Origin of the sequence: Pseudoduganella sp. R-32, assembly GCF_049913245.1 — a bacterium.
Lineage (GTDB): Bacteria > Pseudomonadota > Gammaproteobacteria > Burkholderiales > Burkholderiaceae_D > Rugamonas.
Window position 1 is genome coordinate 5,104,064 of sequence record NZ_CP183987.1, and the last position, 24,488, is coordinate 5,128,551.

21 protein-coding genes are annotated in these 24,488 nt (G+C 65.5%); 7 read left to right on the forward strand and 14 right to left on the reverse strand.

Features of this window, described 5'->3' with window-relative positions; all coding sequences use genetic code 11:
• Nucleotides 1-11: 11 nt before the first annotated feature.
• Nucleotides 12-542: a VOC family protein gene (locus tag ACN9MU_RS23285; protein ID WP_426343516.1), complete on the reverse strand. Its 531-nt coding sequence runs from the start codon at nucleotides 540-542 to the stop codon at nucleotides 12-14.
• Between the two features lie 86 nt (nucleotides 543-628).
• On the opposite strand from ACN9MU_RS23285, the gene ACN9MU_RS23290 reads away from it, so the two are divergent.
• Together ACN9MU_RS23290 and ACN9MU_RS23295 are read left to right on the forward strand one after the other, a co-directional pair.
• Nucleotides 629-1,498: a LysR family transcriptional regulator gene (locus ACN9MU_RS23290; protein WP_426343517.1), complete on the forward strand. Its 870-nt coding sequence runs from the start codon at nucleotides 629-631 to the stop codon at nucleotides 1,496-1,498.
• Between the two features lie 8 nt (nucleotides 1,499-1,506).
• Nucleotides 1,507-2,067: a gamma-glutamylcyclotransferase gene (locus tag ACN9MU_RS23295; protein ID WP_426343518.1), complete on the forward strand. Its 561-nt coding sequence runs from the start codon at nucleotides 1,507-1,509 to the stop codon at nucleotides 2,065-2,067.
• A gap of 8 nt (nucleotides 2,068-2,075) precedes the next feature.
• Here ACN9MU_RS23295 and ACN9MU_RS23300 read toward each other — a convergent pair whose 3' ends face one another.
• Nucleotides 2,076-2,207, reverse strand: a complete 132-nt coding sequence (locus tag ACN9MU_RS23300) for a hypothetical protein (RefSeq protein WP_426162962.1) — start codon at nucleotides 2,205-2,207, stop codon at nucleotides 2,076-2,078.
• A gap of 459 nt (nucleotides 2,208-2,666) precedes the next feature.
• The gene (locus ACN9MU_RS23305; protein WP_426343519.1) at nucleotides 2,667-3,833 is read right to left on the reverse strand and encodes a PA0069 family radical SAM protein; all 1,167 of its coding nucleotides are present in this window, start codon (nucleotides 3,831-3,833) and stop codon (nucleotides 2,667-2,669) included.
• Between the two features lie 125 nt (nucleotides 3,834-3,958).
• Here ACN9MU_RS23305 and ACN9MU_RS23310 point away from each other — a divergent pair, with 125 nt between their 5' ends.
• Genes ACN9MU_RS23310 through ACN9MU_RS23320 form a run of 3 tightly spaced genes read left to right on the forward strand, consistent with a single transcriptional unit; the run spans nucleotide 3,959 to nucleotide 9,215 of the window.
• Nucleotides 3,959-4,543 carry a DUF2760 domain-containing protein gene (locus tag ACN9MU_RS23310; protein ID WP_426343520.1) on the forward strand — a complete coding sequence of 195 codons (585 nt, stop codon included), beginning with the start codon at nucleotides 3,959-3,961 and terminating at the stop codon, nucleotides 4,541-4,543.
• The gene (locus ACN9MU_RS23315; RefSeq protein ID WP_426343521.1) at nucleotides 4,540-6,387 is read left to right on the forward strand and encodes an Hsp70 family protein; all 1,848 of its coding nucleotides are present in this window, start codon (nucleotides 4,540-4,542) and stop codon (nucleotides 6,385-6,387) included. The genes ACN9MU_RS23310 and ACN9MU_RS23315 overlap by 4 nt, the downstream gene beginning before the upstream one ends.
• On the forward strand, nucleotides 6,384-9,215 hold the full coding sequence (locus ACN9MU_RS23320; protein ID WP_426343522.1) for an Hsp70 family protein: 2,832 nt from the start codon (nucleotides 6,384-6,386) through the stop codon (nucleotides 9,213-9,215). The genes ACN9MU_RS23315 and ACN9MU_RS23320 overlap by 4 nt, the downstream gene beginning before the upstream one ends.
• Here the strand turns inward: ACN9MU_RS23320 and ACN9MU_RS23325 are convergent.
• The 8 genes from ACN9MU_RS23325 to ACN9MU_RS23360 form a co-directional block, all read right to left on the reverse strand.
• A complete protein-coding gene (locus ACN9MU_RS23325; RefSeq protein WP_426162972.1) occupies nucleotides 9,208-9,834 on the reverse strand; it encodes a tRNA-uridine aminocarboxypropyltransferase in 627 nt (208 codons plus the stop codon). The genes ACN9MU_RS23320 and ACN9MU_RS23325 overlap by 8 nt on opposite strands.
• A gap of 15 nt (nucleotides 9,835-9,849) precedes the next feature.
• Nucleotides 9,850-10,734, reverse strand: coding sequence for a type VI secretion system protein TssA (gene tssA, locus ACN9MU_RS23330; RefSeq protein WP_426162974.1), 885 nt, complete (start codon nucleotides 10,732-10,734; stop codon nucleotides 9,850-9,852).
• Between the two features lie 9 nt (nucleotides 10,735-10,743).
• On the reverse strand, nucleotides 10,744-13,341 hold the full coding sequence (gene tssH / locus ACN9MU_RS23335) for a type VI secretion system ATPase TssH (protein ID WP_426318714.1): 2,598 nt from the start codon (nucleotides 13,339-13,341) through the stop codon (nucleotides 10,744-10,746).
• Nucleotides 13,338-13,796 (reverse strand): type VI secretion system baseplate subunit TssE, encoded by a 459-nt coding sequence (tssE, locus tag ACN9MU_RS23340; RefSeq protein WP_426343523.1) that lies wholly within the window; start codon nucleotides 13,794-13,796, stop codon nucleotides 13,338-13,340. The genes tssH and tssE overlap by 4 nt, the downstream gene beginning before the upstream one ends.
• 63 nt (nucleotides 13,797-13,859) lie before the next feature.
• On the reverse strand, nucleotides 13,860-14,351 hold the full coding sequence (locus ACN9MU_RS23345; RefSeq protein ID WP_426318716.1) for an Hcp family type VI secretion system effector: 492 nt from the start codon (nucleotides 14,349-14,351) through the stop codon (nucleotides 13,860-13,862).
• Nucleotides 14,352-14,365: 14 nt separating this feature from the next.
• Nucleotides 14,366-15,847, reverse strand: a complete 1,482-nt coding sequence (gene tssC / locus ACN9MU_RS23350) for a type VI secretion system contractile sheath large subunit (RefSeq protein WP_426318717.1) — start codon at nucleotides 15,845-15,847, stop codon at nucleotides 14,366-14,368.
• A complete protein-coding gene (gene tssB, locus ACN9MU_RS23355; RefSeq protein ID WP_426318718.1) occupies nucleotides 15,848-16,342 on the reverse strand; it encodes a type VI secretion system contractile sheath small subunit in 495 nt (164 codons plus the stop codon).
• A 10-nt stretch (nucleotides 16,343-16,352) separates the two neighbouring features.
• The gene (locus ACN9MU_RS23360) at nucleotides 16,353-16,934 is read right to left on the reverse strand and encodes a hypothetical protein (RefSeq protein ID WP_426318719.1); all 582 of its coding nucleotides are present in this window, start codon (nucleotides 16,932-16,934) and stop codon (nucleotides 16,353-16,355) included.
• Nucleotides 16,935-17,098: 164 nt separating this feature from the next.
• On the opposite strand from ACN9MU_RS23360, the gene tssK reads away from it, so the two are divergent.
• Nucleotides 17,099-18,403 (forward strand): type VI secretion system baseplate subunit TssK, encoded by a 1,305-nt coding sequence (gene tssK, locus ACN9MU_RS23365; RefSeq protein WP_426318720.1) that lies wholly within the window; start codon nucleotides 17,099-17,101, stop codon nucleotides 18,401-18,403.
• Nucleotides 18,400-19,146: a type IVB secretion system protein IcmH/DotU gene (icmH, locus tag ACN9MU_RS23370; RefSeq protein ID WP_426162992.1), complete on the forward strand. Its 747-nt coding sequence runs from the start codon at nucleotides 18,400-18,402 to the stop codon at nucleotides 19,144-19,146. Before tssK ends, icmH begins: the two co-directional genes overlap by 4 nt.
• Here icmH and ACN9MU_RS23375 read toward each other — a convergent pair.
• The 3 genes from ACN9MU_RS23375 to tssM are packed head-to-tail and all read right to left on the reverse strand — an operon-like array spanning nucleotide 19,143 to nucleotide 24,420.
• The gene (locus ACN9MU_RS23375) at nucleotides 19,143-19,889 is read right to left on the reverse strand and encodes an OmpA family protein (RefSeq protein WP_426162994.1); all 747 of its coding nucleotides are present in this window, start codon (nucleotides 19,887-19,889) and stop codon (nucleotides 19,143-19,145) included. The genes icmH and ACN9MU_RS23375 overlap by 4 nt on opposite strands.
• 14 nt (nucleotides 19,890-19,903) lie before the next feature.
• Nucleotides 19,904-20,860: a type VI secretion system-associated protein TagF gene (gene tagF, locus ACN9MU_RS23380; RefSeq protein ID WP_426162997.1), complete on the reverse strand. Its 957-nt coding sequence runs from the start codon at nucleotides 20,858-20,860 to the stop codon at nucleotides 19,904-19,906.
• Nucleotides 20,857-24,420, reverse strand: coding sequence for a type VI secretion system membrane subunit TssM (tssM, locus tag ACN9MU_RS23385; RefSeq protein WP_426343524.1), 3,564 nt, complete (start codon nucleotides 24,418-24,420; stop codon nucleotides 20,857-20,859). The genes tagF and tssM overlap by 4 nt, the downstream gene beginning before the upstream one ends.
• Between the last annotated feature and the right edge of the window lie 68 nt (nucleotides 24,421-24,488).

Consider the following 24,488-nt stretch of genomic DNA (forward strand, 5'->3'; position numbering starts at 1 on the left):
AGTTCCGGATCTTAATTCTGCGGCGCGTGCATCCAGGCTGCATGCTTGGGCGCCTTTTTCGTTTTAGACCATTCTTCCAGCATTTCCCACTTCACATCGTCCAGCTTCCGCATCATTTCCGGAGTGCCGGTGTTGGCGGCCAGTTCCAGGCGGTGGCCGTTCGGATCGAAGAAGTAGATCGACTTGAAGATGGTGTGGTTGACAGGGCCCAGCACCTCGATGCCGGCGGCCACCAGGCGCTCCTTGGCGGCCACCAGCTCGTCCATCGATCCTACTTCCAGCGCCAGGTGTTGCACCCAGGCCGGGGTATTTTCGTCGCGCCCCATTTCCTTCTGGGTCGGCAGCTCGAAGAAGGCCAGGATGTTGCCCTGGCCGGCGTCCAGGAAGACGTGCATGTAGGGGTCCGGGGCCTTGGTCGAAGGCACTTCATCCTCCGCGATGGCCAGCACGAAGTTCATGTTCAGGTGCTTGACGTACCACTCGACGGTTTCCTTGGCGTCTTTGCAGCGGTAGGCAACGTGGTGGATTTGCTTGATTTTCATGGCGGGCTCCTTTGTATCCCGCCATTAAACTCTTGTTTCAGCTATCATACAAACGATATTTTCACGTCAATTTATTAGTTTTCCTGATGAGTCCAACCGTTCGCCAGATGCGCGCCCTGGTCGCCGTCGCCCGCACCGGCAGCTTTACCGCGGCCGCCGAACTGCTGCATGTCACCCAGTCCGCCCTGTCGGGGCAGATCAAGGAGCTGGAGCAGCTGCTGGGCGTGAAAGTGGTCGAACGCAATACACGTCGTGTGCAACTTTCCGAAGTGGGGCGTGAGCTCTATCCCCTGTTCGACAAGATGCTGCAGGACCTGGATGGGGCGATGGCCGATATCGCCAGCCGCAAGGCTTTGAAGAAGGGTATCGTGCGGGTGGCCGCGCCACAGATGATGGCCTGCACCTTGCTGCCGCAGGTGATCGGCGCCTTCCGCGCTTCTTATCCGGACGTGCAGGTGCAACTGGTGGATTGCCCGGTCGACAACGTCGCCGCACGCGTGGTCAGCGGCGAGGTGGATGTCGGCATCGGCCCGGAACGCGACGTGACGGCCGAAGTGGACGCGCAACTGCTGTTCGAGATGCCTTTCGTGGTGGTCTTCCCGTCCGCGCACCCGCTGGCCGCCCGCCGCACGGTCGCCTGGGCGGAGGTCAACCAGCATCCCTTCATCGCCTTGCAGGGCCAGTTCACCGAACGGCTGCTGCGCGACATGACCACGCTGGCGCCCTACAACGAGGTGACTTTCATGACGACGGCCCTGGCCATGGTGGCCGAAGGGCTCGGCATCACCGCCTGCCTGCCCTATGCGGAGCCGATGGTGCGGCTGTACGGACTGGAAATGCGTCCGCTGGTCGAGCCGGAACTCAAGCGCAAATTCTTCATCTACACCAAGACCTCGCGCACCCCCTCCCCGGCTGCGGAACGCTTCATCTGCGTGCTTGGCGAGTATTCCCTATAATTTGCCGCATGTCGCACAATACGATTGAAGCCAACCAGGCAATGGACAAGTTCGACGGCCACCACCAGGTGTGGCTGTTCGGTTATGGCTCGCTGATTTACAAGGCGGACTTTCCCTTCATCGAGCGCCGGCCCGCGCACATCTTCGGCTGGTCGCGCCGCTTCTGGCAAGGTTCGCACGATCATCGTGGAACACCTGAAGCGCCAGGCCGCGTGGCCACACTGATTCCAGCCGAGGGAGACGTCTGCCACGGCATGGCCTACCTCGTTACGCCGGAAGAATTCGCCCATCTCGACCATCGCGAAAAGAACGGCTACCTGCGCGTGGCCATCGACATCCATTTCGAAGCAGGCGGCGTGGAAGAAGGCCTGATCTATATTGCCGCCGCCGACAACGCGGCCTGGCTGGGCGAGGCTCCGGTGGAAGAAATTGCACGCCACATCGCCTCAGCATCCGGCCCGAGCGGCCCGAACGTCGAATACTTGTTGCGCCTTGCTGCCGCCTTGCGGGAAATGGGGCACCACGACGAACATGTGCATGCCATCGAAGCGTTCCTCGATCGCCAGTAATCAGCCTGTCAGGCGACGAACGGCAAGCCGATCAGGAAAACCACAAAACCGATCAGGCCAGCAAATCCGCCGAGATTCACGAGGAACTTACCGGTATGTTCAGTGTCCTGGAAGTGATACTGAAGAAATTCGTTGATCATGGTGGCCTCCTTCTGCAATGGGCGCACTTCATCATAGTCCGAATTGAACTACCAGGCGAACCAAGGCTGCCCAAACGGTCAAAAACAGTGAGAACGCAAACGTTGAGTAATGGCGGAGCGGGGCAACACCTTCAGGCCTATGCAGCGACGTTGGAAATGTTGCGCCACCAGCAGCTACGATACTTGATGCCGCAATGATGAAGACTGCTACTCCCTGTACGTAGCCAACACTCGTGGTTCCCAGAACGCTTCTTCCAACGCCGATTTCATATAACGCTGATGCAGAAAAGGCGATTGCTGTCCAGCACAACTGACCATCCTTGACAGGAAGGAGCAACTTCAACGCAGACCTGTTTTCCTGAGGCATCGGGAACGCCCTCAGGATTGCGAGCACAAGCACAGGTGCCGTAAGCGGTAGCATGACATTGATCAGAAACCAGCCCATCATCGCCTCCGATTTCAGAAAAGATTCATTTGCCCCGCTTTGGCTGCAGCGGCTGCACGGGCGCCGGAGGGTGGAATGTATTCAGGCCGCTTGAACTGGGTGCAGTCGAGCGAACGGAACTTGCTGTGGCGGCCGTGGAAGCCGAAGCGGGTGATGCCTTTCTCGATGCGCTGCAGGATCAGGTCCGCCCACACGCCTTCGCCGCGCATGCGTGCGCCAAACTCGGCTTCGTAATCCTTGCCGCCGCGCATGTCGCGCACGCGGTTCATCACGCGCGCGGCCCGGTCGGGGAAATGCGCTTCCAGCCACTCCTTGAACAAGGGGCTGACTTCCCACGGCAGGCGCAGTACGACATAGGTCGCCATCACCGCGCCGGCATCGCGCGCTGCGGACATGATCTTCTCGATATCGGGCTCAGTGACAAAAGGAATGATCGGCGCAATGCTGACGCCAACCGGAATGCCGGCCTTGGCCAGCGTCTCGATCGTGCGCAGGCGGCGTGCCGGCGCGGCGGCGCGCGGCTCCAGGGTGCGCGAGATCTTGCTGTCCAGCGTGGTGATGGTGACCGATGCGGCAGCCAGGTTGCGCGCAGCCATCGGCGCGAGGATGTCGATGTCACGCTCGATCAGCGAGGATTTGGTGATCAGGCCAACCGGATGGTTGCACTCGGCCAGCACTTCCAGCACCCGCCGCGTGAGCTGGTATTCGCGCTCGCAAGGCTGGTAGGCGTCGGTATTCACGCCCAGTGCGAGCGACTCCACCTGATAACCTGGCTTGGACAATTCGGCGCGCAGCAGGTCCGGCGCATTTACCTTGGCGAATAGCTTGGTCTCAAAATCCAGGCCGGGCGACAAGCCCAGGTAGCTATGCGATGGCCGCGCAAAACAATAGATGCAGCCATGCTCGCAGCCGCGATAAGGGTTCAGCGAAACATTGAACGGAATATCGGGCGACTGGTTGCGCGTGAGGATGGTCTTGGCCGTTTCCGCGGTGACAATGGTGCGCGGTGGAAGCAGTTCAGCCCCGGCATCATCCGGATCGGGTGCCCAGCCGTCGTCGAACGCTTCGCGCGCCTGCAGCTCGTACCTTCCTTGCATGTTTGATACCGCACCGCGCCCTTTTTTGGCCTTGAGCGATTGCGGCGGCAGCATCACCTGCCCTTCGAATTCATGGTCCTGCATGCGGCGCTCCGAAGCATTACTGTATATGCATACAGTATTCTAATCCGACCGCGCCAAGGCTGCAAGCCAAGCTGGTATCATGCGCACTTCTCCGGGATATCCCCCGACATTCAAAGAGCAACAACATGAGCAAAACTACCCATCCGCCCTCCTTTGGGAGCAGGATTTCCCTCGCCTTTGGCGCCTTTTTCAAAACCCTGGGCGATGCTGAATTCGCCGCCCGCGTGCGTGACGACAGCGTGGGCCCCGCAGCGGCTCCGGCTGCCACACCAGCACCAGCACCTGCACCAGTCGCCGCCCCAATGCCAGCCGCCGCGCCCCTGCGCGAAGCCACGCCCGACGCGGCACTCCAACTCCTGTCCCTGTTCCAGCGCGAAGCCCGCCTGATCGACTTCACGCAGGAAAACCTGTCCGGCTATTCGGATGCCGACATCGGCGCCGCTGCCCGCGTGGTGCATGAAGGCTGCTCCAAGGTGCTGCGCGAGCACTTCACGATCGATGCCATCCGCTCCGAAGCGGAAGGCAGCCGCGTGACGCTGCCGGAAGGCTTCGATGCATCCGCCGTGCGCCTGACCGGCAATGTGGTCGGCAAGGCGCCGTTCACCGGCACCCTGAGCCACCGCGGCTGGCGCGCCTCCAGCGTGCGGCTGCCGAAACTGGCGGAAGCGCATAACGCCAGAGTATTGGCCCCGGCTGAGGTGGAACTGTGAGCGATCCGCGTTTTGCCATCGGCATCGACCTTGGCACCACCCACAGCGCGCTGTCCTACGTTGAACTGGCGGGCAGCGATGGCGAGAAAACCAGGCATGGCGTGCTGGGCGTGCCCCAGCTCACCGCGCCAGGCACGGTAGAAGAACTGCCGCTGCTGCCAAGCTTCCTCTACCTGCCGCATCCGGACGAGCTGGCGGCCGGCGAACTGGCCCTGCCCTGGGCTGCTGCCGACGGGACGCCCGCAGTGACGGGCGAAATGGCCCGCAGCCGCGGCGCCACCACGCCGATCCGCCTGGTGTCGAGCGCCAAGAGCTGGCTGTGCCACCCTGGCGTTGACCGCCGCGCAGCCATCCTGCCACATGACGCGCCGGAAGAGGTGTCGCGTGTGTCGCCGCTGGAGGCTTCGACCCGCTACCTGAAACACCTGCGCGCTGCATGGGACAACGCCCATCCGGACGCGCCGTTTACGCAGCAGGCAGTCACGGTCACCATTCCTGCATCGTTCGACCCGGCCGCGCGAGAACTCACTGCCGAAGCGGCTCGCGCCGCCGGCTACGAGAACGTCACCCTGCTGGAAGAGCCGCAGTCGGCGCTGTACAGCTGGATCCAGAGCAGCGATGGCCGCTGGCGCAAGGAAGTCAAGCCGGGCGACGTCATCCTGGTGGTGGACGTGGGCGGCGGTACCAGCGACTTCTCGCTGATCGCCATTCTCGAGCGCGACGGCAAGCTGGAGCCGCACCGGGTGGCCGTGGGCGACCACATCCTGCTGGGCGGCGACAATATGGACCTGGCGCTGGCTCACCTGGTCGCGCGCAAGCTGGCTGCCAACGGCACCCAGCTTGACGCCTGGCAGATGCGCGCGCTGACCTACGGCTGCCGCGCGGCCAAGGAAAACCTGCTGGCCAACGCCCAAGCCGAAACCTGGCCTATCGTGGTGCCAAGCCGCGGCTCGAAGCTGATCGGCGGCTCGATCCGCACCGAACTGACGCGCGCCGAAGTCACGGCCTTCATCACGGACGGCTTCTTCCCGAAAGTGGAAGCTTCCGCACGCCCGGCCGTGCGTTCCCGCGCCGGCCTGACCCAGCTTGGCCTGCCTTACGCGCAAGACGCGGCGATCACCAGGCACCTGGCAGCTTTCCTGGCGCGCCAGGCGGGTGCTACGGCGGAACTTGAAGGCTTTGCCGCCAATCCGGCCCATACCTTCCTGCATCCAAGCGCAGTGCTGTTCAACGGCGGCGTGTTCAAGTCCGAACTGCTGGCCAATCGTGTGATGGAAACCATCAACGACTGGCTGTCCATGGAAGGCGCGGAACCGGCGCGCATGCTGGACGGCGCAGACCTGGACCTGGCCGTCGCGCGCGGCGCGGCCTATTACAGCTACGTGCGACGCGGCGCCGGGGTACGCATTCGCGGCGGCACGGCGCGTTCCTACTACGTTGCGGTGGAATCGTCGATGCCGGCCATTCCAGGCATGGAGCCGCCGATCCAGGCGCTGTGCGTTGCACCGTTCGGCATGGAAGAAGGCAGCGAGCTGGAACTGCCGGGCCAGGAATTTGGCCTGGTGGTCGGCGAGCCGGTGCACTTCCGCTTCTTCGGTTCTTCCGTGCGCCGCCAGGACCAGATCGGTGCCGTGCTCGATTTCTGGGGAACGGAAGAACTGATTGAGCTGAACGAAATCCAGGCCACGCTGTCGCCGGAAGGCCGTTCCGTTGGCGAAGTGGTGCAAGTGCGCCTGCATGCCTGCGCCAGCGAGTCCGGCACCCTGGAACTGCTGGCAGTGGCGCAGGATGGCCAGCGCTGGAAGGTCGAATTCGACGTGCGCGGCGCCGGCGAAGGCCAATGACGCAGTACCTGGTCAGCATCGACCTGGGCACCACGAATTCGGTGCTTGCCTATGCCGCGCCGGGCGGCGACGTGCAGTTGCTCGAAGTCGAACAACTCACTGCGCCCGGCGAGGTTGGCAGCGCCGTGCTGCTGCCCTCCTCCCGTTATCACCCTGCCAGCGGCGAATTAGCCGCGGGCGAGTTGCAGTTGCCGTGGCCGGAGCCGGCCGTGGCGGACGCGCCGCCCGCAGCGGTCATTGGCCGCCTGGCACGCAAGCTGGGCGGACAGGTGCCGGGCCGGCTGGTCGCCAGCGCCAAAAGCTGGCTGTCCCACACCGGCGTCGATCGCATGGCGCCGATCCTGCCCTGGGGCGCCGCGGACGACGTCGAGCGCGTTTCGCCGGTGGCGGCCAGTGCGAGCTATCTCGCGCACCTGCGGGCGGCCTGGAATGCGCGCTTTCCCCACGCGCCGCTGGAGCATCAGCAGCTGGTGCTGACCATTCCCGCATCGTTCGACGAGGGCGCGCGCGCGCTCACGCTGGAAGCGGCGCGCATGGCGGGCTTGCCGGCCCTGCGCCTGCTGGAAGAACCGCAGGCGGCCCTGTATGACTGGCTGTATCGCCACCGTGCAACGCTGGCGCAGGACCTGGCCCAGGCGCGCCTGGTCCTGGTCGCCGACGTCGGCGGCGGCACTACCGACTTCACCCTGGTCAAGGTCGAGATGGCCGGCGGCGAACCGCAATTGACCCGCATCGGCGTCGGCAACCACCTGATCCTCGGCGGCGACAATATGGACCTGGCGCTGGCCCACCTGGCCGAACAACGCCTGGGTGGCGACGGCAGCGGCGCGGCGCCCCCGCAGCGCCTGTCCGCAGCGCGCCTGGCGCAGCTCACGGAACGCTGCCGCGCGGCGAAAGAAATCCTGCTCGCGGCCGACGCACCGGAGCAAGTCGCGGTCACTTTGCTCGGCTCCGGCTCAAAACTGATCGGCGGCAGCCGCTCCGTCGCGCTGCTGCGCGCAGACGTCGAGCGCATTGTGCTGGACGGCTTCTTCCCCCTCAACGAAACCCAGCAGCTCGCGCAGTCCAAGCGCGGCGGCATCGTCGAATTCGGCCTGCCTTACGCCAGCGACCCGGCCATAACGCGCCACCTCGCCAGCTTCCTGCGCCAGCACGCTGGCGCCGCGCGCGAAGCATTGAGAGTGCCGGACGACGGCAAGCTTGCCGTCCCCGACACGCTGCTGCTGAACGGGGGCGTATTCCGCGCCGCCAGGCTGGCCGCGCGCCTGGCCGACACGCTGTCGGCGTGGCGCGGCCAGCCTGTGCGCGTGCTGCACAATGACGATCCCGATGTCGCGGTCGCGCGCGGCGGCGTCGCCTATGCGCTGGGCCGGCAAGGCATGGCGCCCGCCATCGCCGGCGGTTCTCCGCGCAGCTATTGGCTGCTGCTCGATAATGCCCGCGCTCCGGGCGTAACGCGCCGCGCCGTCTGCCTGCTGCCGCGCGGCTCCGCCAGCGGCCATGAAGTGCGCCTCGCCGATCGCAGCTTCGCGCTGCGGCTCGGACGCCCGGTGCGCTTCCACATCGCCACAACGCTGGCCGATGCCGTGCCACCGCAAGCGGGCGAGGTCGCCGACCTGGCGCCTGGCGAGCTGACCGCGCTGCCGGCCATTGCCACCGTGCTACGCGACAGCAAGGACGCCAACGCGCGCAAGGAAATCACCGTGCAGCTGGCGGCCTCGCTGACTGAAGTGGGCACGCTGGAAGTGCATTGCGAAGGCAACGGCCAGCGCTGGCAGCTCGAATTCCAGCTGCGCGAACACGGCGCGGACGCCACGGCGGCAGCCGACGCCAACGATGCCGATGACGATGACGCCGCGGCAGCTCCCCTGCCGGTTCGCCTGCCCGAAGCGCTGGAGAAGATCGACCGCATCTTCGGCAGCCGCGCGCAACAGGTCGACGCCAGGGAAGTGCGCCAGCTGCGCGGCCAGCTCGAACACCTTCTCGGCAGCCGCGAACGCTGGGCAACGCCCGTGCTGCGCCGCCTGTTCGATGCCCTGCTGGAACGCGCCAAGGGTCGCCGCCGGTCGGCGGAGCATGAACGCACGTGGATGAACCTTGCCGGCTACAGCCTGCGGCCGGGCTTCGGCCATCCGCTGGACGAATGGCGCATCGAACAGCTCTGGGCGATGTTCGACACCGGTGTGCAAAACCACAAGGACAACCAGGTCTGCGCCGAGTGGTGGACACTGTGGCGCCGCGCATCGGGCGGTCTGCCGCCAGCGGCCCAACTGCGCCTGCTGGACGATTTCGCCTTCAACCTGCAGGCCGACGCCAGTGAACGCGGCCGCCGTCCCGTCACCCTGGTCAACGGCAGCGAAGAAGACATGCTGCGCCTGGGCGCTTCGCTGGAGCGCATTCCATCGGCCTACAAGGCGGAAATCGGCAACTGGATGGTGGGGGAGCTGGGGAAAGCCAGGAGTCTCGCCGCGCAAACCCGTTATCTCTGGGCGCTGGGCCGTGTCGGCGCACGCCGGCCATTCCACGGCAGCGCACATGACGTGGCGCCGGTCGAAACGGTGGAGCAGTGGCTGCAGGCGGTCATGCTGCTGGACTGGCGCAAGGTGGAGCCGGCGGGCTTCGCAGCAGCCCACCTGGCGCGCATGACCGGCGACCGTTCACGCGATATCAGCGATGCCCTGCGCCTCGAAGTCGTGCGCCGGCTGCAGGCTGCGGGAGCGCCGCCAGGCTGGCCGGCCATGGTGCGCGAGGTTGTCCAGCTCGACCAGGCCAGCGAGCAGCGCATGCTGGGCGAGGCGCTGCCGCCGGGCCTGAAGCTTCTCAGCTAGCCGCGCTGCCGCGCGCAGCCTGCGCTTGCTGCTGCGCGACGAAGCCGTCGAAGGCCGCGATGACGCACTGGTAGCCTTGCTCCGTGCCCTCCAGCTGCGCCAGCGCGTAGCAGCTTGCTTCCAGCGTCGAGAGCTGGTCCGGCGCGTGCGCCTTGCGGATCAGGTAATGCGATGGCGGCGTGTCGCGCAGCGGAAGGCGCGGCAGGGCTTGCAGCGCCGGGTTCAGGTACAGCATCTTGCGGCTCTTGCGCCAGGTGGCGTCCAGCACCACCAGCCGGACTTGCGCCGGCGCCAGCACGGCATTGAACTGCGGCGGCGGCGCGATGCCGTGCGAACGGTCGCCTGGCGTGTCGGGGTACAGCAGCACCGGCTGGCGGCCGCCTGCCTCGAGCAGGTCCTGCAGCGCGGCTTCATCAAACTGTTCGCCAACTTCCATGCGGCTGCCAGGCAGGCAAAGATGCAGCAGGCGTGCACTGCCCTTGGCGTTGCTCACTTCCATGGGATGCTGCAGGATCAGGACCTCGACCGTGCTGGCCACCGGCGCCGCCCAATGGCAGATGCAGGTGGCGGCAGGGCGCAGGCAAGTGCTGCAAAGAAGTCGGCGCGGCAGGCTGTTCATGCCGCGGATCATACACTAGGCCGGCGGCGCGGCGCCCAGCAGTTCGTCCAGCTGCGCGATCTGCGCCGGGTCCTTGACCACGGCGCGCAGCCATTCGTGCAGCGGCAGGCTGCCCCAGTTGGCGGCCTTCTCCGCCAGGTAGGCGACGGGGCTGTGCGGCTCGGTGCGACGGAAGAATTCAGCCACCAGTCGCAATTGCGCCAGTGCGTGCTCGCGGGTCTGCGGCATCGCCGGCAGGCTTTGCACGCCCACGCTGGCGACGACCATGCTCCCGCTGGCCGCGCCGCTGCCTGCCGCGCTGTCGGCCGAGGGCAGCCTGCGCGCTGCATCGTCGACTGCTCTTTGCACCGCATCCCGTGCCGGCCCGAACGCCGGGCCGGCCGCGCCAAGGCGGGCGTCGACCGCTTCCTGCAGCTGCTGCAAGGCAGCCAGGCAATGGCGCGCATCCTGCAGGCCAGCATCCGCATCGCTGACTGGCGGGAAGTCTTTCACCAGCGCCGGCGTGCGCCCCAGCAGCCACGCCAGGTTGCCGCTGCGCAGCTCATGCTCGCCATCCTCCGGCAAGGGATGCACATGCTCCCAGAAGCGTTCGCACAAGCCGGCCAGCAGCAGGAAGCCATCGCCCAGGCCGCGCATGCCGTGGGTGTGTGCGCGCGCCTCCGCCAGCCACGCAGCCAGCCGCAAGTCCTTGCTGCGTGAGCGCAGCAACTCGGCGCAGCGGCTGGCCACCAGCGGCCAGTCCGCGCTATGCAGCGGTGTCGCCCATTCGCCCTGCTCCAGCGTGGGATCGTCCTGCCGCCTTGCCGCAGCTATGGCGTCCATGCAGGCATCAAACGAGACATCCTCGCCGCAAGGCTGGGCGACGCTGAGCGGCACCAGCAAGTCCTCATTCGTGAACATACGGCCTCCTTATTTGGCGCTAATCCTGAACTGGCCCTGGCGCGTTACGCCCGCCTTCACCTTCGTCACCGGCATGCCTTCCGCCATGCGCGCCAGCAGCATATCGGCCACGCCCGGCAGCAAGCTGCCGTGCAGGATGCTGTCGATATTGCGGGCGCCGGAATCGGTCTCGGTGCAGCGTGCCAGCACTGCCTGCACCAGCGCATCGTCCCAGCAGAATTCGGCGTGGTGGTTTTCGCCGATGCGCTGGCCGATCCGGCCCAGCTTCAGCGCAATGACCTGGGCCAGGGCTTCATCCGAAATCGGATAGTAGGGCACCACTTGCAGGCGTCCGAGGAAGGCCGGCTTGAAATGCCGCACCAGCTGCGGCCGCAGCAGCGCGTCGAGTTCCTCAGGCGTCGGCAGCGGCGCCTCGCCCCGGTTCAGGCAGGCCTGCATGATGGCGCCCGACCCGAGGTTGGACGTCAGGACGATGACCGCGTTGCTGAAGTCGACCATCTGCCCTTCCGAGTCCTCCAGCATGCCCCGGTCGAACACTTGATAGAAAAGTTCCAGCACGTCCGGGTGCGCCTTGTCGGCCTCGTCGAGCAGCACCACGCAGTAGGGGTTGCGCCGCACCGCCTCGGTCAGCACCCCGCCCTCGCCATAACCGATATATCCGGGCGGGGAACCTTTCAGGCCTGCCACACTATGCGCCTCCTGGTATTCGCTCATGTTGATGGTCACCAGCTTGCGCTCGCCGCCGTACAGGAGGTCGGCCAATGCCAGTGCGGTTTCCGTCTTGCCTACTCCGGAGGGACCCGTCAGAAGGAAAACGCCCTTGGGCTTGCGCGGATCATCAAGCCCGGCACGCGCAGTGCGCATGCGCTGCACAATGGTCTCGACGGCGTGCGGCTGCCCCAGCACGCGCGACTCCAGCGCAGGCTTGAGCTGCTGCACGGCGCGGATTTCGTCGCGCAGCATGCGGCCTACCGGGATTCCGGTCCATGCAGCGACCACACCGGCCACGACGTGGCGGTCAACCTCCAGCGGAACCAGGGGAGACTCGCGCTGGATTGCGTTCAGCTCCTGTTGCGCGCTCACCGCAGCGGCGGCATCGCCCTCGTGGCGCAGCGCCATCACCCGGGCGCACAGTTCGCGCTCATGCTCATGGCGGGCGGCCAATTCCGCGTGCCAGGCCTGGAGGCTGCCCCGCTCGTCGCGCAATGCCGACAGTGCCGATGGCCCGGCATCGGCGGCAGTTGCCGCATCGCGTTCCAGCGCCGCGATGCGCACCGACAGCCGTTCGATCTGGCAAGCTGCATCTTCCAGCAAGGCGGGCGATGCGCACTGGCCCAGCGCCACGCGGGCGCATGCGGTATCGAGCACGCCGACCGCCTTGTCCGGCAGCTGGCGGCTGTTGATGTAGCGATGCGCCAGGCGCACTGCCGCCGTCACGGCGTCGTCACGCACGCGCACGCCGAAATGCCGTTCCATCAGCGGCACCATGGCCCGCAGCATGCCGGCGGCCGTTTCTTCGTCCGGCTCCTCGACCTTGACCACCTGGAAGCGGCGTGCCAGGGCGGCGTCCTTCTCGACATAGCGTTTGTACTCGCTCCAGGTCGTCGCGGCAATCGTGCGCATCTCGCCGCGTGCCAGGACCGGCTTCAGCAGGTTGGCTGCATCGCCCTGCCCGGCGCTGCCGCCGGCGCCAATCAAGGTGTGCGCCTCGTCGATGAACAGAACGATGGGGTGCGGGCTGCGGCGCACTTCCTCGATCACGTTTTTCAGGCGGGCTTCGAACTCTCCGCGCACGCTGGCGCCGGCCTGCAGCAGCGCCAGGTCCAGTGCGTGCAAGGCAACGTTGCGCAACGGCGGCGGCACCTCGCCGGCTGCGATGCGCAAAGCCAGTCCTTCCACCACGGCCGTCTTGCCGACGCCGGCTTCGCCGGTCAGGATCGGGTTGTTCTGGCGCCGGCGCAGCAGGATGTCCATCAGTTGCCTTACCTCCGCAGCGCGGCCGACGACAGGATCGAGCTTGCCGTCGCGCGCCAGTTGGCACAGGTTGACCGTGTACTGTGCCAGCGCCGGCGACGAGGGAGGCACGGCCTGCTGCGCGCCAACATCATGCGTTGCGGCCGGCACCGCCGCCTCTGCCGAACCGGCAACATACTTTTCCATGCGGTGCTTCAGCCCATCGACCGGAAAGCGGGCGAACAGGCCCGAGATCCGCGCCGCCTGCTGCGACAGTTCCGACTCGGTCAGAAGAGCGAGCAGCAGGTGGCAACTGCGCACCTGGTCCGGCTGCGGCAACGCCAGCGAGGCAATCAGCCAGGCATGTTCCAGCATTATCTGCAGGCGCCGCGCGAATACCGGAACGCGCGTCGCGGCAATGCGGACACCGGCCAGTTCGCACCGCAAATCGGCTTCCAGCGCGGTGGCGCTGACGTCGCTGCGGCGCGCAATGACCAGCAGGTCGCATTCCGGCTGCTCCAGCAGCGCAAGCAAGAGGTGCTCGACATCGACTTCGCCGTGTCCCATGCCGATGGCAATATTGGCGGCGCGCGTTGCGGCAGTACGGCAGGCGTCGTTCAGCTTTCCAATCAGGGTTTTCAGTTGAATGCTCATGCAATGGCTCCGCGCTTGATGGAATAATGCATCGATGACGGTTGCAAGGCCGCGCTGAAGCTCACGGCTTCGTTGGCGCCATTTGCCCGCAACATGCCGGAAATGACGATGTCGATGCGATTGACGGTGCCGCTGCGCTCGGCCAGCGTAACCTGCACAGTGCACAGCCGCGGCTCGTAGCGTTCGACTGCCTGGCGGATGCTGCCGCAGATGCGCTGCCTGTCCTCGCTGCCGCTATGAGACAAGCCGGCGAAATCGGCGAGTCCGAAGTTCAGGATCGAGCGCGCACATTCCGGATAGGACTGCAACAGCTGCTGCGGCAGCGCGCTGCGCGTGTTGAGCAGCGCCTCCAGGTCGCGCGCTACGCTCTCCTTCAACTGCTCCTGCGTCAGGAAACGCCCGCCAGGATGGTTCCCCAGCAAACGGTCCAGCAAGCCTGGCCGGTAACCCTCCATGCCGCACCTCCCAAAAAAAGCGGCTGCAGCACGTGCGCACCGCAGCCGCAACTCCCTCCAAAATCATGCAATACGGTTGGTCGCCAGGTCCCAGCCGCCGGACGTATTGCCGCCCATCCCGCCCGAAACGCGCTGCTGCGTGTATTTCCAGCGCACTTTCGAGAATTTGAATCCCACCTCCTCGGTCATGATGTCGCCCTCGCTGACCGATGGAGATACAGCGCCAATGAGCACGTTATCGAGTTCGATTTCAAAGTACTTGACCCGCTCGCCCTGCGCATCGGCGCGCATGAATTCCAGCTTGGCCTTGGGAATGGTGCGGCCTGCGGAGCAGGTCTGCATCAGGATCGGCGAAGCCAGGTCGGCCAGCTTGGTGATCACCACGTCGCGGTGCTCGCAGCGTTCGGCCGTATGGCCGCCACCTGTGGAAGAAGTGGCCGAACGCGGTTGCTCCACCGACCAACTGACCGATTTGCATTCTATCCAGTCCTTGTGACGGTCATCGGTCGACTCCCCCTTGATGCCATCGATATGCAGGTACACGTCAATTGCCATTGCAATGCTCCTTCTCAGTAGTTGGTGGTTTGCGGCAGTTCCGCCACGAGGCGGAGGGAAACGGTCAGCTCGTCGAGCTGAAAATGGGGGCGCAGGAAGCTGACGGCGCGGAACACGCCTGGCCGCCCGGGCACCTCGCTGACCTGGACCGAAGCTTCACGCAGAGGGAACTGCGCCTTCTGTTCCTGGCTGGCGTTATCGTCCAGCAGCACGTACTTCATCAGCCAGCGGTTCAGGAAGTCTTCTACATTCGAAGCGGCTGCAAAGCTGCCGATCTTGTCGCGCATCATGGCCTTCATGTAGTGCGCGATGCGCGACACGGCGAAGATGTATTGCAGTTGCGAGGACAGCACGGCATTGGCGTTGGCCGCGTCGGAACTGTAGCGCATGGCCTTCTGCGCCGATTGCGCGCCGAAGAAGGCGGCGTAGGCGGTGTTCTTGCAGTGGACCAGGGAGATGAAACCGAGGTCGCTCAGTTCCTTTTCGCGCCGGTCGGTGATGGCCACTTCGGTCGGGCATTTCAGCGCCACCTCGCCTTCGTCGGTCTTGAAGGTGTGGGTCGGCAGGTCGTCAACCAGGCCGCCACCCTCCACGCCGCGGATGGCGGCGCACCAGCCGAATTCCTCGTGGGCCTTGGTCAGCCTGGCGCCAAAGGCGTAGGCGGCATTGCACCACAGGTATTTGTGGTGATCGCGGCCATCCACGTCTTCCACGAAGTTGAAGCCTTCCACCGTGGTGCCGTCGACCGGATTGAAAGGCAAGCGGCCAAGGAAGCGCGGTAGCGTCAGGCCGACGTAGCGCGCATCTTCGGATTCGCGGAAGGCTTTCCACTTCGCGTATTCCACGGTGTCGAATACCTTGGCCAGGTCGCGCGGCTTGCCAAGGTCGCCGTAGCTCTCCAGTCCGAACAGCTCGGGCGAAGCGGCGCTGATGAAGGGGGCGTGCGCCGCTGCAGCCAGGTGCGACATCTGTTCGATGAAGTAGATATCCTCGGGCTGGCGCGAGATCTCGAAGTCCCCCAGCAGCGCCGCATAAGGTGAGCCACCGAAGGTGCCAAATTCCTCCTCGTAGACTTTCTTGAAGATGGTGCTCTGGTCGAAATCGAGCGCACTCTGGAAGTCACGCACCAGTTCGCGCTTGGTGGCGTTCAGCAGACGGATTTTCATCGTAGGCCCGGTCGCAGTGCTGCGCACCAGGTAATGCAGGCCGGTCCAGCTTTGTTCGAGCTTCTGGAATTCAGGCGCATGCATGATGGCGCTTAATTGCTCCGAGATCACGCGGTCCAGCTCAGCCACGCGCGCATCGATGGTAGCCGACAGGTTATGCGACAGCTGCACGCTGCCCTGGACCACCTGCCGCGCCAGTTCGCCGATGATGTCGCGGGCGCGTTCGTGTTCGCTGCTGGATTTGGCTACCCTGCTTTCCTCGACGATGCGGTCGAGCAGGTCGCCATCTTCGATCGCACTCGCCGCTGCAGCCTTCATTTGCGCGCTCATTCAGTCCTCCTTGGGCGCGATGGCCGCCAGGTTTTCAGTGCTTTGCAGCACGTCCGTCAGCAAGTCCTCCAGCCTGTCGTTGCCGGCCAGCTTGTTGCGCAGGTCAGCCAGCTTGCTGCGCGCTTCCAGCAGCTTGCCAAGCGGTTCGACCTGGCGCACGATGGCTTCCGGGCGAAAGTCCTGCATCGATCCGAAGCGCAGCTCTACCGGGAACTCGCCCTGCCCGCCGAGGCGGTTCTGCACCTGGAAGTTCAGCACCGGGCTCACGCCGGCCAGCACCTCGTCGAAGTTGTCGCTGTCGATGTTGACGAAGTTGCGCTCCTTCAGCCGCTTCTGCGGAACCTCCGGGTTGCCGCCAAAGTCGCCCATGACGCCGACCACGAAGGGCAACTCCTTGTTCTCCAAGTCGCCGCCAACTTCAACGTCGTAGGTCATCTGCACGCGTGGCGGGCGGACTTTGGTCAGGCGCTTCTGCACGCTGTCACGATTTGCCATTGCCTGCTCCTTATTTGAGTGCGCCGAATGGATCGGCGGCGGTGGAAGGGTTGGGTGCCGAGCGCGACGCCGGCAGCTTGATCGGGGGCGCCGTCTTTTTCGGCTGGCGCGCACTTCCGGCCACTGGCACCAGGACGTCTTCCCCGAGCGTATTGCGCAGCGTACGCGCCAGTTCCTGCGCTTCGCTGCGCACCGACCCGCCAAGGCTGCTTTGCTGGTTCAGTTCCGCCAGCGAACGGGTTGACAGGCGCAGGCCGGCGACGGCGATGATGCTGAGGGCTTGTTTGTCGGCTGGATCGCGCTGCAGCGCTTCCTGCGCTTGCACGATGGCGTCGCTGTAATTGCCGCGGTCAAATCGCATCTGCGCCATTTGCAGCCAGGGCGCTTTCTCGGCGGGGTAGCTAGCGGCGGCTGCCTTCAGCGCCGCGTGCGATTTCTCATGCTGGCCCGCCGCAGCAGCGCGGTCGGCATCTGCCAGCATTTTTTCCAGTGTCTGGTGGCTGGCCCGGTCGGCGCCCTGCAGCGGCGCATCAACGGCGCATCCGGCCAGCGTGGCCGCGCCAATCAATACTGCGGTCAATGATCTGCGCATCGTTCTCTCCTTCCGCAAAGTGAAGGCCATTATTGAATCGATGCGCATTCCCGCCATTGCGTTGTCTCAAAGGCCGCCGACATCGCCGCGCCGCTGTTTGCGCCCGCGCAAACGCTGGCTGCACGCGGCCAGTTTTAATGGATACCTCAACCAAGGAGGCCGGCATGACACTACCTGCAAAGATCCTCTGGAGCGAAGGCTTGTTCCTGCGTCCGCAACACTTCCAGCAGCAGGACCGCTATCACGAAGCGCGCATGCACGCGACCGTTCTGGCCGCGCAGCCGATGCTGTGGGGCGTGCAAACGGTGGAGTGGGACACGGCGGCACTGGTGAACGGCAAGCTGCGCGTGCTGGCCTTGCGCGCGATCTTCCCCGAAGGCGGGATATTCGACGCTCCCGCCAGCGACCCGCTGCCGCCAGCCATCGACCTCGCCAGCCTGCCGGCCGAGGTGCAGGAAGTCTGCTATCATGCCGCCCTGCCATCGCAGGACGCCGACCGCTTCCAGCAGTCCGAGCGCGAGACGGCGGACCTGTTCAGCGATGCCCTGCCTGCCGGGCTGACCTACCTGCGCAAGCAGGTGCGACTGGTATCGGACCTCGAACCCCGCGGCGCCTATGACAGTTTTCCCTTGCTGCGGCTGCGCCGCGTCGTATCCGGCTGCTTCGAGATCGATCCATCCTTCATGCCGCCCTCGCTGTCCATCAACGCGACGCCGCGCCTCAAGCTCCTGCTCGACCAGCTGATGGACGCGCTGCAGGCCAAGGTCAACGCCTTGCAGGGCCACATGCGGGAGCCGAGCCGCAATGTGATCGAGTTCCGCAGCGGCGACGTATCGTCATTCTGGCTGCTGCACACGGTCTCCACGTCGGCGGCAACCTTGCTGCACCTGCTGCGCCACCCGTCGCTCCATCCGGAACGCCTGTACCAGGCCATGCTCGGCCTTGCCGGCGGGCTGATGACGTACTCGCGCCTGGTCCACCTTGGCACCCTGCCTTCCTACGACCATGCCGCCCCCAGCACGCCTTTCCTGCAGCTCGATGCCCTGATCCGGGAGCTTCTCGACACGGTGATATCGGCGCGCTACTTCGCCGTCGCCTTGCGCGAGGATAAACCCGGCTACCACATCGGCAAACTCGATTCGGGCAAGATCGGCGCCGGCGCCACCCTCTATCTCGCCATTGCCGCGGCCATACCGGTACTTGAGCTGGTCGAGGCAGTGCCGCTGCGCGTCAAGGCCGGTGCGCCGGACGACGTGGAGCAATGCGTGCTTTCCGCCATGCCGGGCGTGAAACTGGTGCACGCACCGCAGGTCCCTTCCGCCATTCCGGTGCGTCCCGACACCTGCTACTTTGCGCTGGAAAACCGCGGCGTGCTGTATGAGCAGATGCTCAAGGCGCAATCGATTTCCATCTATGTCCCTGCGGGGATCAAAGAACTGCGGCTTGAACTGCTGGTGGTGACGGCATGAGCCATTTCATCGAACGGCGCGCCGCGCCCCCGCAACAACGCGTCCCGGCCCTGGTGGACCTGATGCACGAAGGTTTCCACATGCTGTCCTTGCTGCGCCACGGCAGCGCGCCTCCCGGCGAGACCGAGTTCGCCGCCGCCATCCGCAGCTTCCTCGACGAACTTGGCAGCCATGCACGCGAACTGCACATCGCAGCCGAAGACATCGACGCCGCGAAGTACGCCTTCTGCGCCGCGCTGGACGAGACCATCCTGGCGTCCGCATTTCCCTTGCGCGACGCCTGGGAGCGCAGGCCCTTGCAGTTGCTGCTGTTCGGCGACCAGTTGGCGGGCGAGCATTTCTTCGACAAGCTGGAACAGCTTCGCCTCAGCGGCAGCGAAAGGCTGCAGGCGCTGCAGGTATTCCATATGTGCCTGCTGCTTGGCTTCAAGGGCCGTTATGCCCTGGACAATGCCGACCGCCTTTCCTACCTCACTGCCCGCCTGGGGGACGAGATAGCGCACCTGCGCGGCAAGGAAAAGGGCTTTGCCCCGCGCGCCGCGCGGCCGGACAATATCGCGCACAAACTGCAAAGCAATGCGCCGCTCTGGATCGCGGGCGGCGTCTTCGCCCTGGCCGCACTGGCCTCTTTCTGCGCCATGCGCTATTCGCTCGCCAGTTCCACCAGTACCACGCTGGCGGCCTACCAGGACGTTGTCAGGCAGCCGCCGCGACCGGCCACCCTAGCCATGACCCTGCCCTAGTCCGCGACCCGGAACTCGATGCGCCGGTTGCGCGCACGCCCTTCTGGGCTGGCGTTGTCTGCCACCGGCTGGTCCGGGCCTGCACCCGCAACCGCGATGCTGGCTGCCGCAATGCCCTTGGCCGCAAGATAGCTGCGCACCGCGCCGGCGCGGGCCAGGCTTAGCGACAGGTTGCCCTCACGCGTTCCGGTATTGTCCGTGTGGCCGATCACTTCAACCTTGCGGCCGCCGATCTGTCCCAGGACGGCCGCCATTTCGTCGAGGATCAGCATGCCGGAAGGGCGAAGCACCGCTTGCCCGCTTTCGAATTCGATGATGCGCCGAGCCAGAGCAGTATCGAGCATCTTTTGCGCCGGGGCGTTGACGCGCAAGCCGTTGCTGATCGTATAGGTTGGATTGAGGCTGTTGGCAAGGTCGCTGGCCACCTGCTGCCGCAGCGCCTCGTTCGCGACATCGCCGCGGATTCCAACCCGGTTGCCTTCCACCGTCAACTGGCCCTGGGTCACCTGCTTCAGTGGCTCGGCAAGCAGCTTCTGCATATGCGCGCTCCAATTGGGCGGCGCCACCACGCTGCCGACCGCAAGCTGGTCGACTACCCGCGCAGCGCCATACAGGGCCCGCGCCCGCTGCAAGATGGCCGCCCTGGTCGCTTCGTCGGGCACGGTGCCCGATACGATGACCGGCGCAAGTTGCGCGAACGCTGGCGTGCAGGCCAGGAAAAGGACCAGGGCCGACTTGCGCATGGCAGGCTCCCTTATCAGCAGAAGGTTTCATGGAACAGCTGCATGGCAACGGGCAGGCCAAGCTGCCCCTGTTCCAGGCATGCCGAGAGGCGCTGCAAGGGAGCATCGCCATGGGCCGCGGCTTCGGCCCACGCGCAGTCGCCAAGCACCACCATGCCATCCTGCCCCGCCTCCGGATCTATCACGGAATACAGGCTGGCCGGGTTGGCGCCATCGAGCCCGAGGACCAGCGACGGCTGCCCGGCGACAGGCGCGAGGAACATCGCAATTTCGAGGTCCTGGCGCGCCAGCAACGGCGCAGCCAACGACATCCAGAAGGCGGCAACCGGCGCACGCAATACTGCGTCGCGCGGCAAAGGCAGCGCCAGGCTGCGCGCGGTGACCGGAGGGTGTTCGCTGAGCGGCGACAACAGCAAACCCAATGCCAGCAGCAGGTTCCGTACCGGCATGCTTCCCTGCTGCGCCGCCAGCGAATTTTCCAGGCTGTCCAGGCAGGCGTGCGCAAGGTAGTCATCCAGTGAAGCTTGCGCCGGCGCCAGCTCGCGCAAGGCCACAGGCAAGATGCCGTCGACAGGCCGGGTGGCTGCAGCAGTGGCTGCACCGGCTGCGACAGCCAGGCCCTCCCATGCCGGCGCCAGCGCCAGCGGGCTGCAGGGAAGAAAATCGCGCGGCTTTGCGACCTGGTGCACCGCCATGCAAGTGAAAGGAAAACGGCGTTCGGACTGGTCCCGGCTGGCCAGCAGACGTCCGCAGACAACCTGGCGCGAGCGCGTGCCGATAAACGCAAAGTCCAGCGGAGGGCATGCGTCGTAATGCTGGCGCCAACGCGGATTACCGGCGAGGCGCTGCATGACAGCTGCCAGCCACTGGTCCATCAACTCCACCAATACCTGGTCGCCGGGCGAGCGCACAAAATCAGCGCATCCAGGCAGCTTGCCGAAATAGGCGACGCGCTGTGACTGGGCGTTCATGGCGCGCTTCCTTTGCCGACCACTACCTCGGGCAAGCGCATGCCCCGGAATCCGCCGTCGCCCTGTACGCTCCCGGGCGTGCTGGTGATGCGCAAGTCCACCGCGACCATCACGCTGCCGCTGTTCCAGCGCAGTTCATGCACACCCTCTTCCTTGCGCGTGCGAGCGGCGGAATCGATCATCCGCCGCAGCCCGGTGGCACCGCTCTCGCTAAACAGCTCTACCACCTTTCCGTCCGGCGTGACGCCGCTGATGCGCACGCCGCTGCTTCCCTGCGGCCCCGGGTAAACCATGTTCGCCCATTGCGGCACGCCGTTGCGAAAGCGCAGCAACTGGCCGTCTATCTCGATCGAATATTCTGCCAACCCGGTGCCGGCATGCGGCAAGAGCTGGAAGACCGTTTGCGTAGAGGAGGCAACCCCGCCCGCCGCCACTGGCGCCATCCAGGCCGGAAAGCGCTGCAAGGCCTGCGGCGCAAAGTTGATGCCCATGTCGGCCCAGGTCCGCGGAGCCAGCACGTCGCCGCGCCGCACGACCAGCGCCCCCAGCGCGCTGCCGGCAAACTTTGCGATTGCGCCGTCCGGTCCGAACACCTGGCCAATCTCCGCCTGGCTCGCTTCTGCGCTACCGGCGGGGGCGAAAGGGAACTTTCCCGCGAGCGTACGGTTGAACGGCTCGTAGACCTGCGCCTGCCAGGTCTTGTTGATCTCGGCCTCCGCCGGAGCGACCAGCCCCGCAAAGACCTGCATCAAGGGTCGCACCAGCAGCGGCCGCACCGCCTGCCTTTGCGCCTCTCCCAGCCCCGCCATCATCTGTTCATCGACATGGCGCAACGCATCGGCCAGTTCGGAACCCGAGCCCTCCAGCGTTTGCTGCATCAGCTGCCTGGCGCCCGGGCCTGGGTCGCCCTGGTTGCGGATGCCGTTGAGGCGTGCGCGCAGCCGCGAAAGATGGTCGAGGTAGGTCCGCATCTGCGAGCCATCCCTGTCACGCGCTGCCAGCAAGCCGGCCACCGGCGCAAATTCGCGGCCCAGCGCGCCGGCCTGCGGCAACGAGGCCGCAACCACGCCTGCGGTTGGTGTGCGCTCGAACAGCTGCGCCTTGAACCAGTGCGCCAGGCCCTGCTCCGCCTGTTGCGCGCCGGCCGCAGCCAGGCCCGGATTGTCCCACCCCGTCTGCGCCACCACGGTGCTCCAGACCTTCAGCAGCGGCGAGATGGCAGGGTCGCCCAGGCGGTTCATGGCCTCGACCGTATGCGAAAAGTCGGGCATTGCGGCAATCGCGACGCCTTGCAGGAAGGCTTGCCACTCCTTGGCGTATTCCGCCTTGTAGCTGTCGGTCAGCGCCTTTTGCACCTGTTCTGGACTGCCCTCCAGCGTCAGGTCCGTGCGCTCCTCCGTTTTCAGCACCCAGTCACGCGATTGCAGCGCGCTGTTTGCTGCCTCGCGGATCGCAGCGCGGACGTAGCCCTCCCATGCCTCGCGCGTGAACGCGCCCGATACGGCATGGCTGCCCTGCACCAGCTCCCGATCCTGCTCCCCGACAATGCGCGCCACCGTCATCGCTGGATAGCGCGTGCTGGCGCGCGCCTTGATCTCGGCATACACGCGCTCCCGCGCCGTCATGCCGCGCACCACCTGGCGCAATTGCTCGCGCGCCGTATCGACCAGCGCCAGCTTGGGTTCGATGCGCGGCCAGGCCGGATCGTTCAACTGCGAAAGGTAAAACGATAACAAGCCTTCCCCACTGCGCAATAGCTGTTCGCGCGGCATGGCGCCGCGGTTGGCCTCAAGCCAGCTGCGCCAGTGGCGCGTAAGCTGGTCACCCAGATGGCCGGTTTCCGCATGCTCCTTATCGGCCAGCATCAGGTAGGTTTTCAGCGCGTTATAGGAGTCCTCGACATTGCTCGCCTCGCGCTGGCCAAGGGCGAACAATTGCGTTTCCAGGCTGGCTGCGACAGGCTTGAGCAGGATTTCAGCCATCCCCTTGAAGTACTCGCTGCGCAGCTTGCGGCCCAGCACCTCGCCCTGATAAAGGCCCATGCCCAGCAGCCATGGCGATTCGCGGTCCAGCGTATCCAGTTGCCCGATCCGGTCTTGCAAGAGCTGCAGCGCTTCAAGGCGCGATTGCAGGTCCGGGCGTTGCGCCTGCAGCTTGACAGCCTTGTCCAGGTCCGCCGCCGCATTGGCGACTAGCTGCGCGTTGCCCGAATACGACCAGGTCCATGCGCCAAGCGCCACGCCGAGCAGCAGGATCGCCACGGCAAAGCCGCCGTTGCGCAACAGCCGCTGCCTGCGCGTCGCATATTGGGAGACCAGGTCCTTGTCGGCGAAGATCACCTCACGGAAAAGACGGGGCAGGAAATATCCGGCTTGCGTCCCCGTTCCCATGCGAGGCTCCGGCTCGGCGGGTCGAGTCAGTCCGAAGCGCTGCGCAACCCGCAGCGACTGCGCGCACAGCGGCTGTCCTTCCTGCAACGCGCTGGTAAAGTAGTATCCCCGGAACAAGGGGCGGAACTGGAAAGGATTGTCTTCAAACAGCGTGGCCAAGAAGGCTTTCAACGGTGCGCGCAACGCCGCGAACTCCAGCGGGAAGGTATGCACGCCGGCGGGCACCAGCTCGCGGCGGCGCTGGGCCATGGTGGCGATCCCCATTTCGCGCAGTCCTTCGCATAACTCGTCGAAACTCTGCTCGAAGAAGGCCAGCATGTCGCGGCAGCCGGCCTTCTGCCGGAAAGGCATTGTGGCCCCCCAGGGCCGCTCGCGCTCGGCCACCTCCGCGTCCATGAAGAAGTCAGCAAACCCGGCCACCAGGTCGGCCTTGGTGAACATCACATACACTGGCGCGAACACTTCGAGTTTCTCGATCAGGTCCTGCACGCGCTGGCGCAAACTGCGCGCAAGCTGCAATACCGACTCGGTGTCGTCGCCGCGCAACTCGGCGATGCTGACCGCGATGATGATGCCGTTGACGGGCGCCCGTGGCCGGTGCTTCTTCAACAAGCCGAGGAAGCCATGCCACTCTTCCCGGTCCACGGCCTGTACCGCGTAGCGGCCAGCGGTATCAAGCAGGATGCCTTCGGCGGTAAAGAACCAGTCGCACTGGCGCGTCCCGCCGACGCCCTGGACCGCCTTTGGATCGGCGAACGGAAACTGCAAGCCGGACTGGGTGATCGCGCTGCTTTTGCCGGCGGCCGGATTGCCGATCACCATATACCAGGGCAGTTCGTACAAGGCGCGAGCTCCGCTTGCGCGGCCCAGGCGTGAATTCCTGATCGTGGCGACGGCTTCCAGCATGGCGCTGCGAACGGCATTCAGGTCGGCCTCGGCGCGCGTTTCCGCGGCCGGCGGTGGTTCGGCTTCACGCCGGTGAGCGAGGTAGCGGCGGCCGCCCCGCACGGCCAGCGCCAGCAATGCGACCGCCACGGTAGCGGCCAGCGCCCACACCAGCGCCAGTTGCAGGAGTTCTGCGCCAAGCAGGAATAGTCCCGCCAGCAATGCGAAGGCCAGGACATTCAGGGTGCGCCTGTCGGTGAGCAGGTACCAGGTTCGTTGCAGCATGATGGACCCGAAAAGGGAGGCAGGTTGGCCGATGTTGCCACCAAGCCGGGCGCCGCTTCTTGAGCCTC

Excerpts from the sequence above, each read along its gene's own strand:
- ACN9MU_RS23295 (WP_426343518.1), top strand. The coding sequence starts at position 1,507 with ATGTCGCACAATACGATTGAAGCCAACCAGGCAATGGACAAGTTCGAC.
- ACN9MU_RS23300 (WP_426162962.1), bottom strand. The coding sequence starts at position 2,207 with ATGATCAACGAATTTCTTCAGTATCACTTCCAGGACACTGAACATACC.
- tssH (WP_426318714.1), bottom strand. The coding sequence starts at position 13,341 with ATGAGCATTCAACTGAAAACCCTGATTGGAAAGCTGAACGACGCCTGC.
- ACN9MU_RS23310 (WP_426343520.1), top strand. The coding sequence starts at position 3,959 with ATGAGCAAAACTACCCATCCGCCCTCCTTTGGGAGCAGGATTTCCCTC.
- tssA (WP_426162974.1), bottom strand. The coding sequence starts at position 10,734 with ATGTTCACGAATGAGGACTTGCTGGTGCCGCTCAGCGTCGCCCAGCCT.
- tssM (WP_426343524.1), bottom strand. The coding sequence starts at position 24,420 with ATGCTGCAACGAACCTGGTACCTGCTCACCGACAGGCGCACCCTGAAT.
- ACN9MU_RS23375 (WP_426162994.1), bottom strand. The coding sequence starts at position 19,889 with ATGCGCAAGTCGGCCCTGGTCCTTTTCCTGGCCTGCACGCCAGCGTTC.
- ACN9MU_RS23290 (WP_426343517.1), top strand. The coding sequence starts at position 629 with ATGAGTCCAACCGTTCGCCAGATGCGCGCCCTGGTCGCCGTCGCCCGC.
- ACN9MU_RS23345 (WP_426318716.1), bottom strand. The coding sequence starts at position 14,351 with ATGGCAATTGACGTGTACCTGCATATCGATGGCATCAAGGGGGAGTCG.
- ACN9MU_RS23360 (WP_426318719.1), bottom strand. The coding sequence starts at position 16,934 with ATGCGCAGATCATTGACCGCAGTATTGATTGGCGCGGCCACGCTGGCC.
- tssE (WP_426343523.1), bottom strand. The coding sequence starts at position 13,796 with ATGGAGGGTTACCGGCCAGGCTTGCTGGACCGTTTGCTGGGGAACCAT.
- tssC (WP_426318717.1), bottom strand. The coding sequence starts at position 15,847 with ATGAGCGCGCAAATGAAGGCTGCAGCGGCGAGTGCGATCGAAGATGGC.
- icmH (WP_426162992.1), top strand. The coding sequence starts at position 18,400 with ATGAGCCATTTCATCGAACGGCGCGCCGCGCCCCCGCAACAACGCGTC.
- tssK (WP_426318720.1), top strand. The coding sequence starts at position 17,099 with ATGACACTACCTGCAAAGATCCTCTGGAGCGAAGGCTTGTTCCTGCGT.
- tssB (WP_426318718.1), bottom strand. The coding sequence starts at position 16,342 with ATGGCAAATCGTGACAGCGTGCAGAAGCGCCTGACCAAAGTCCGCCCG.
- ACN9MU_RS23320 (WP_426343522.1), top strand. The coding sequence starts at position 6,384 with ATGACGCAGTACCTGGTCAGCATCGACCTGGGCACCACGAATTCGGTG.
- ACN9MU_RS23325 (WP_426162972.1), bottom strand. The coding sequence starts at position 9,834 with ATGAACAGCCTGCCGCGCCGACTTCTTTGCAGCACTTGCCTGCGCCCT.
- ACN9MU_RS23285 (WP_426343516.1), bottom strand. The coding sequence starts at position 542 with ATGAAAATCAAGCAAATCCACCACGTTGCCTACCGCTGCAAAGACGCC.
- tagF (WP_426162997.1), bottom strand. The coding sequence starts at position 20,860 with ATGAACGCCCAGTCACAGCGCGTCGCCTATTTCGGCAAGCTGCCTGGA.
- ACN9MU_RS23305 (WP_426343519.1), bottom strand. The coding sequence starts at position 3,833 with ATGCAGGACCATGAATTCGAAGGGCAGGTGATGCTGCCGCCGCAATCG.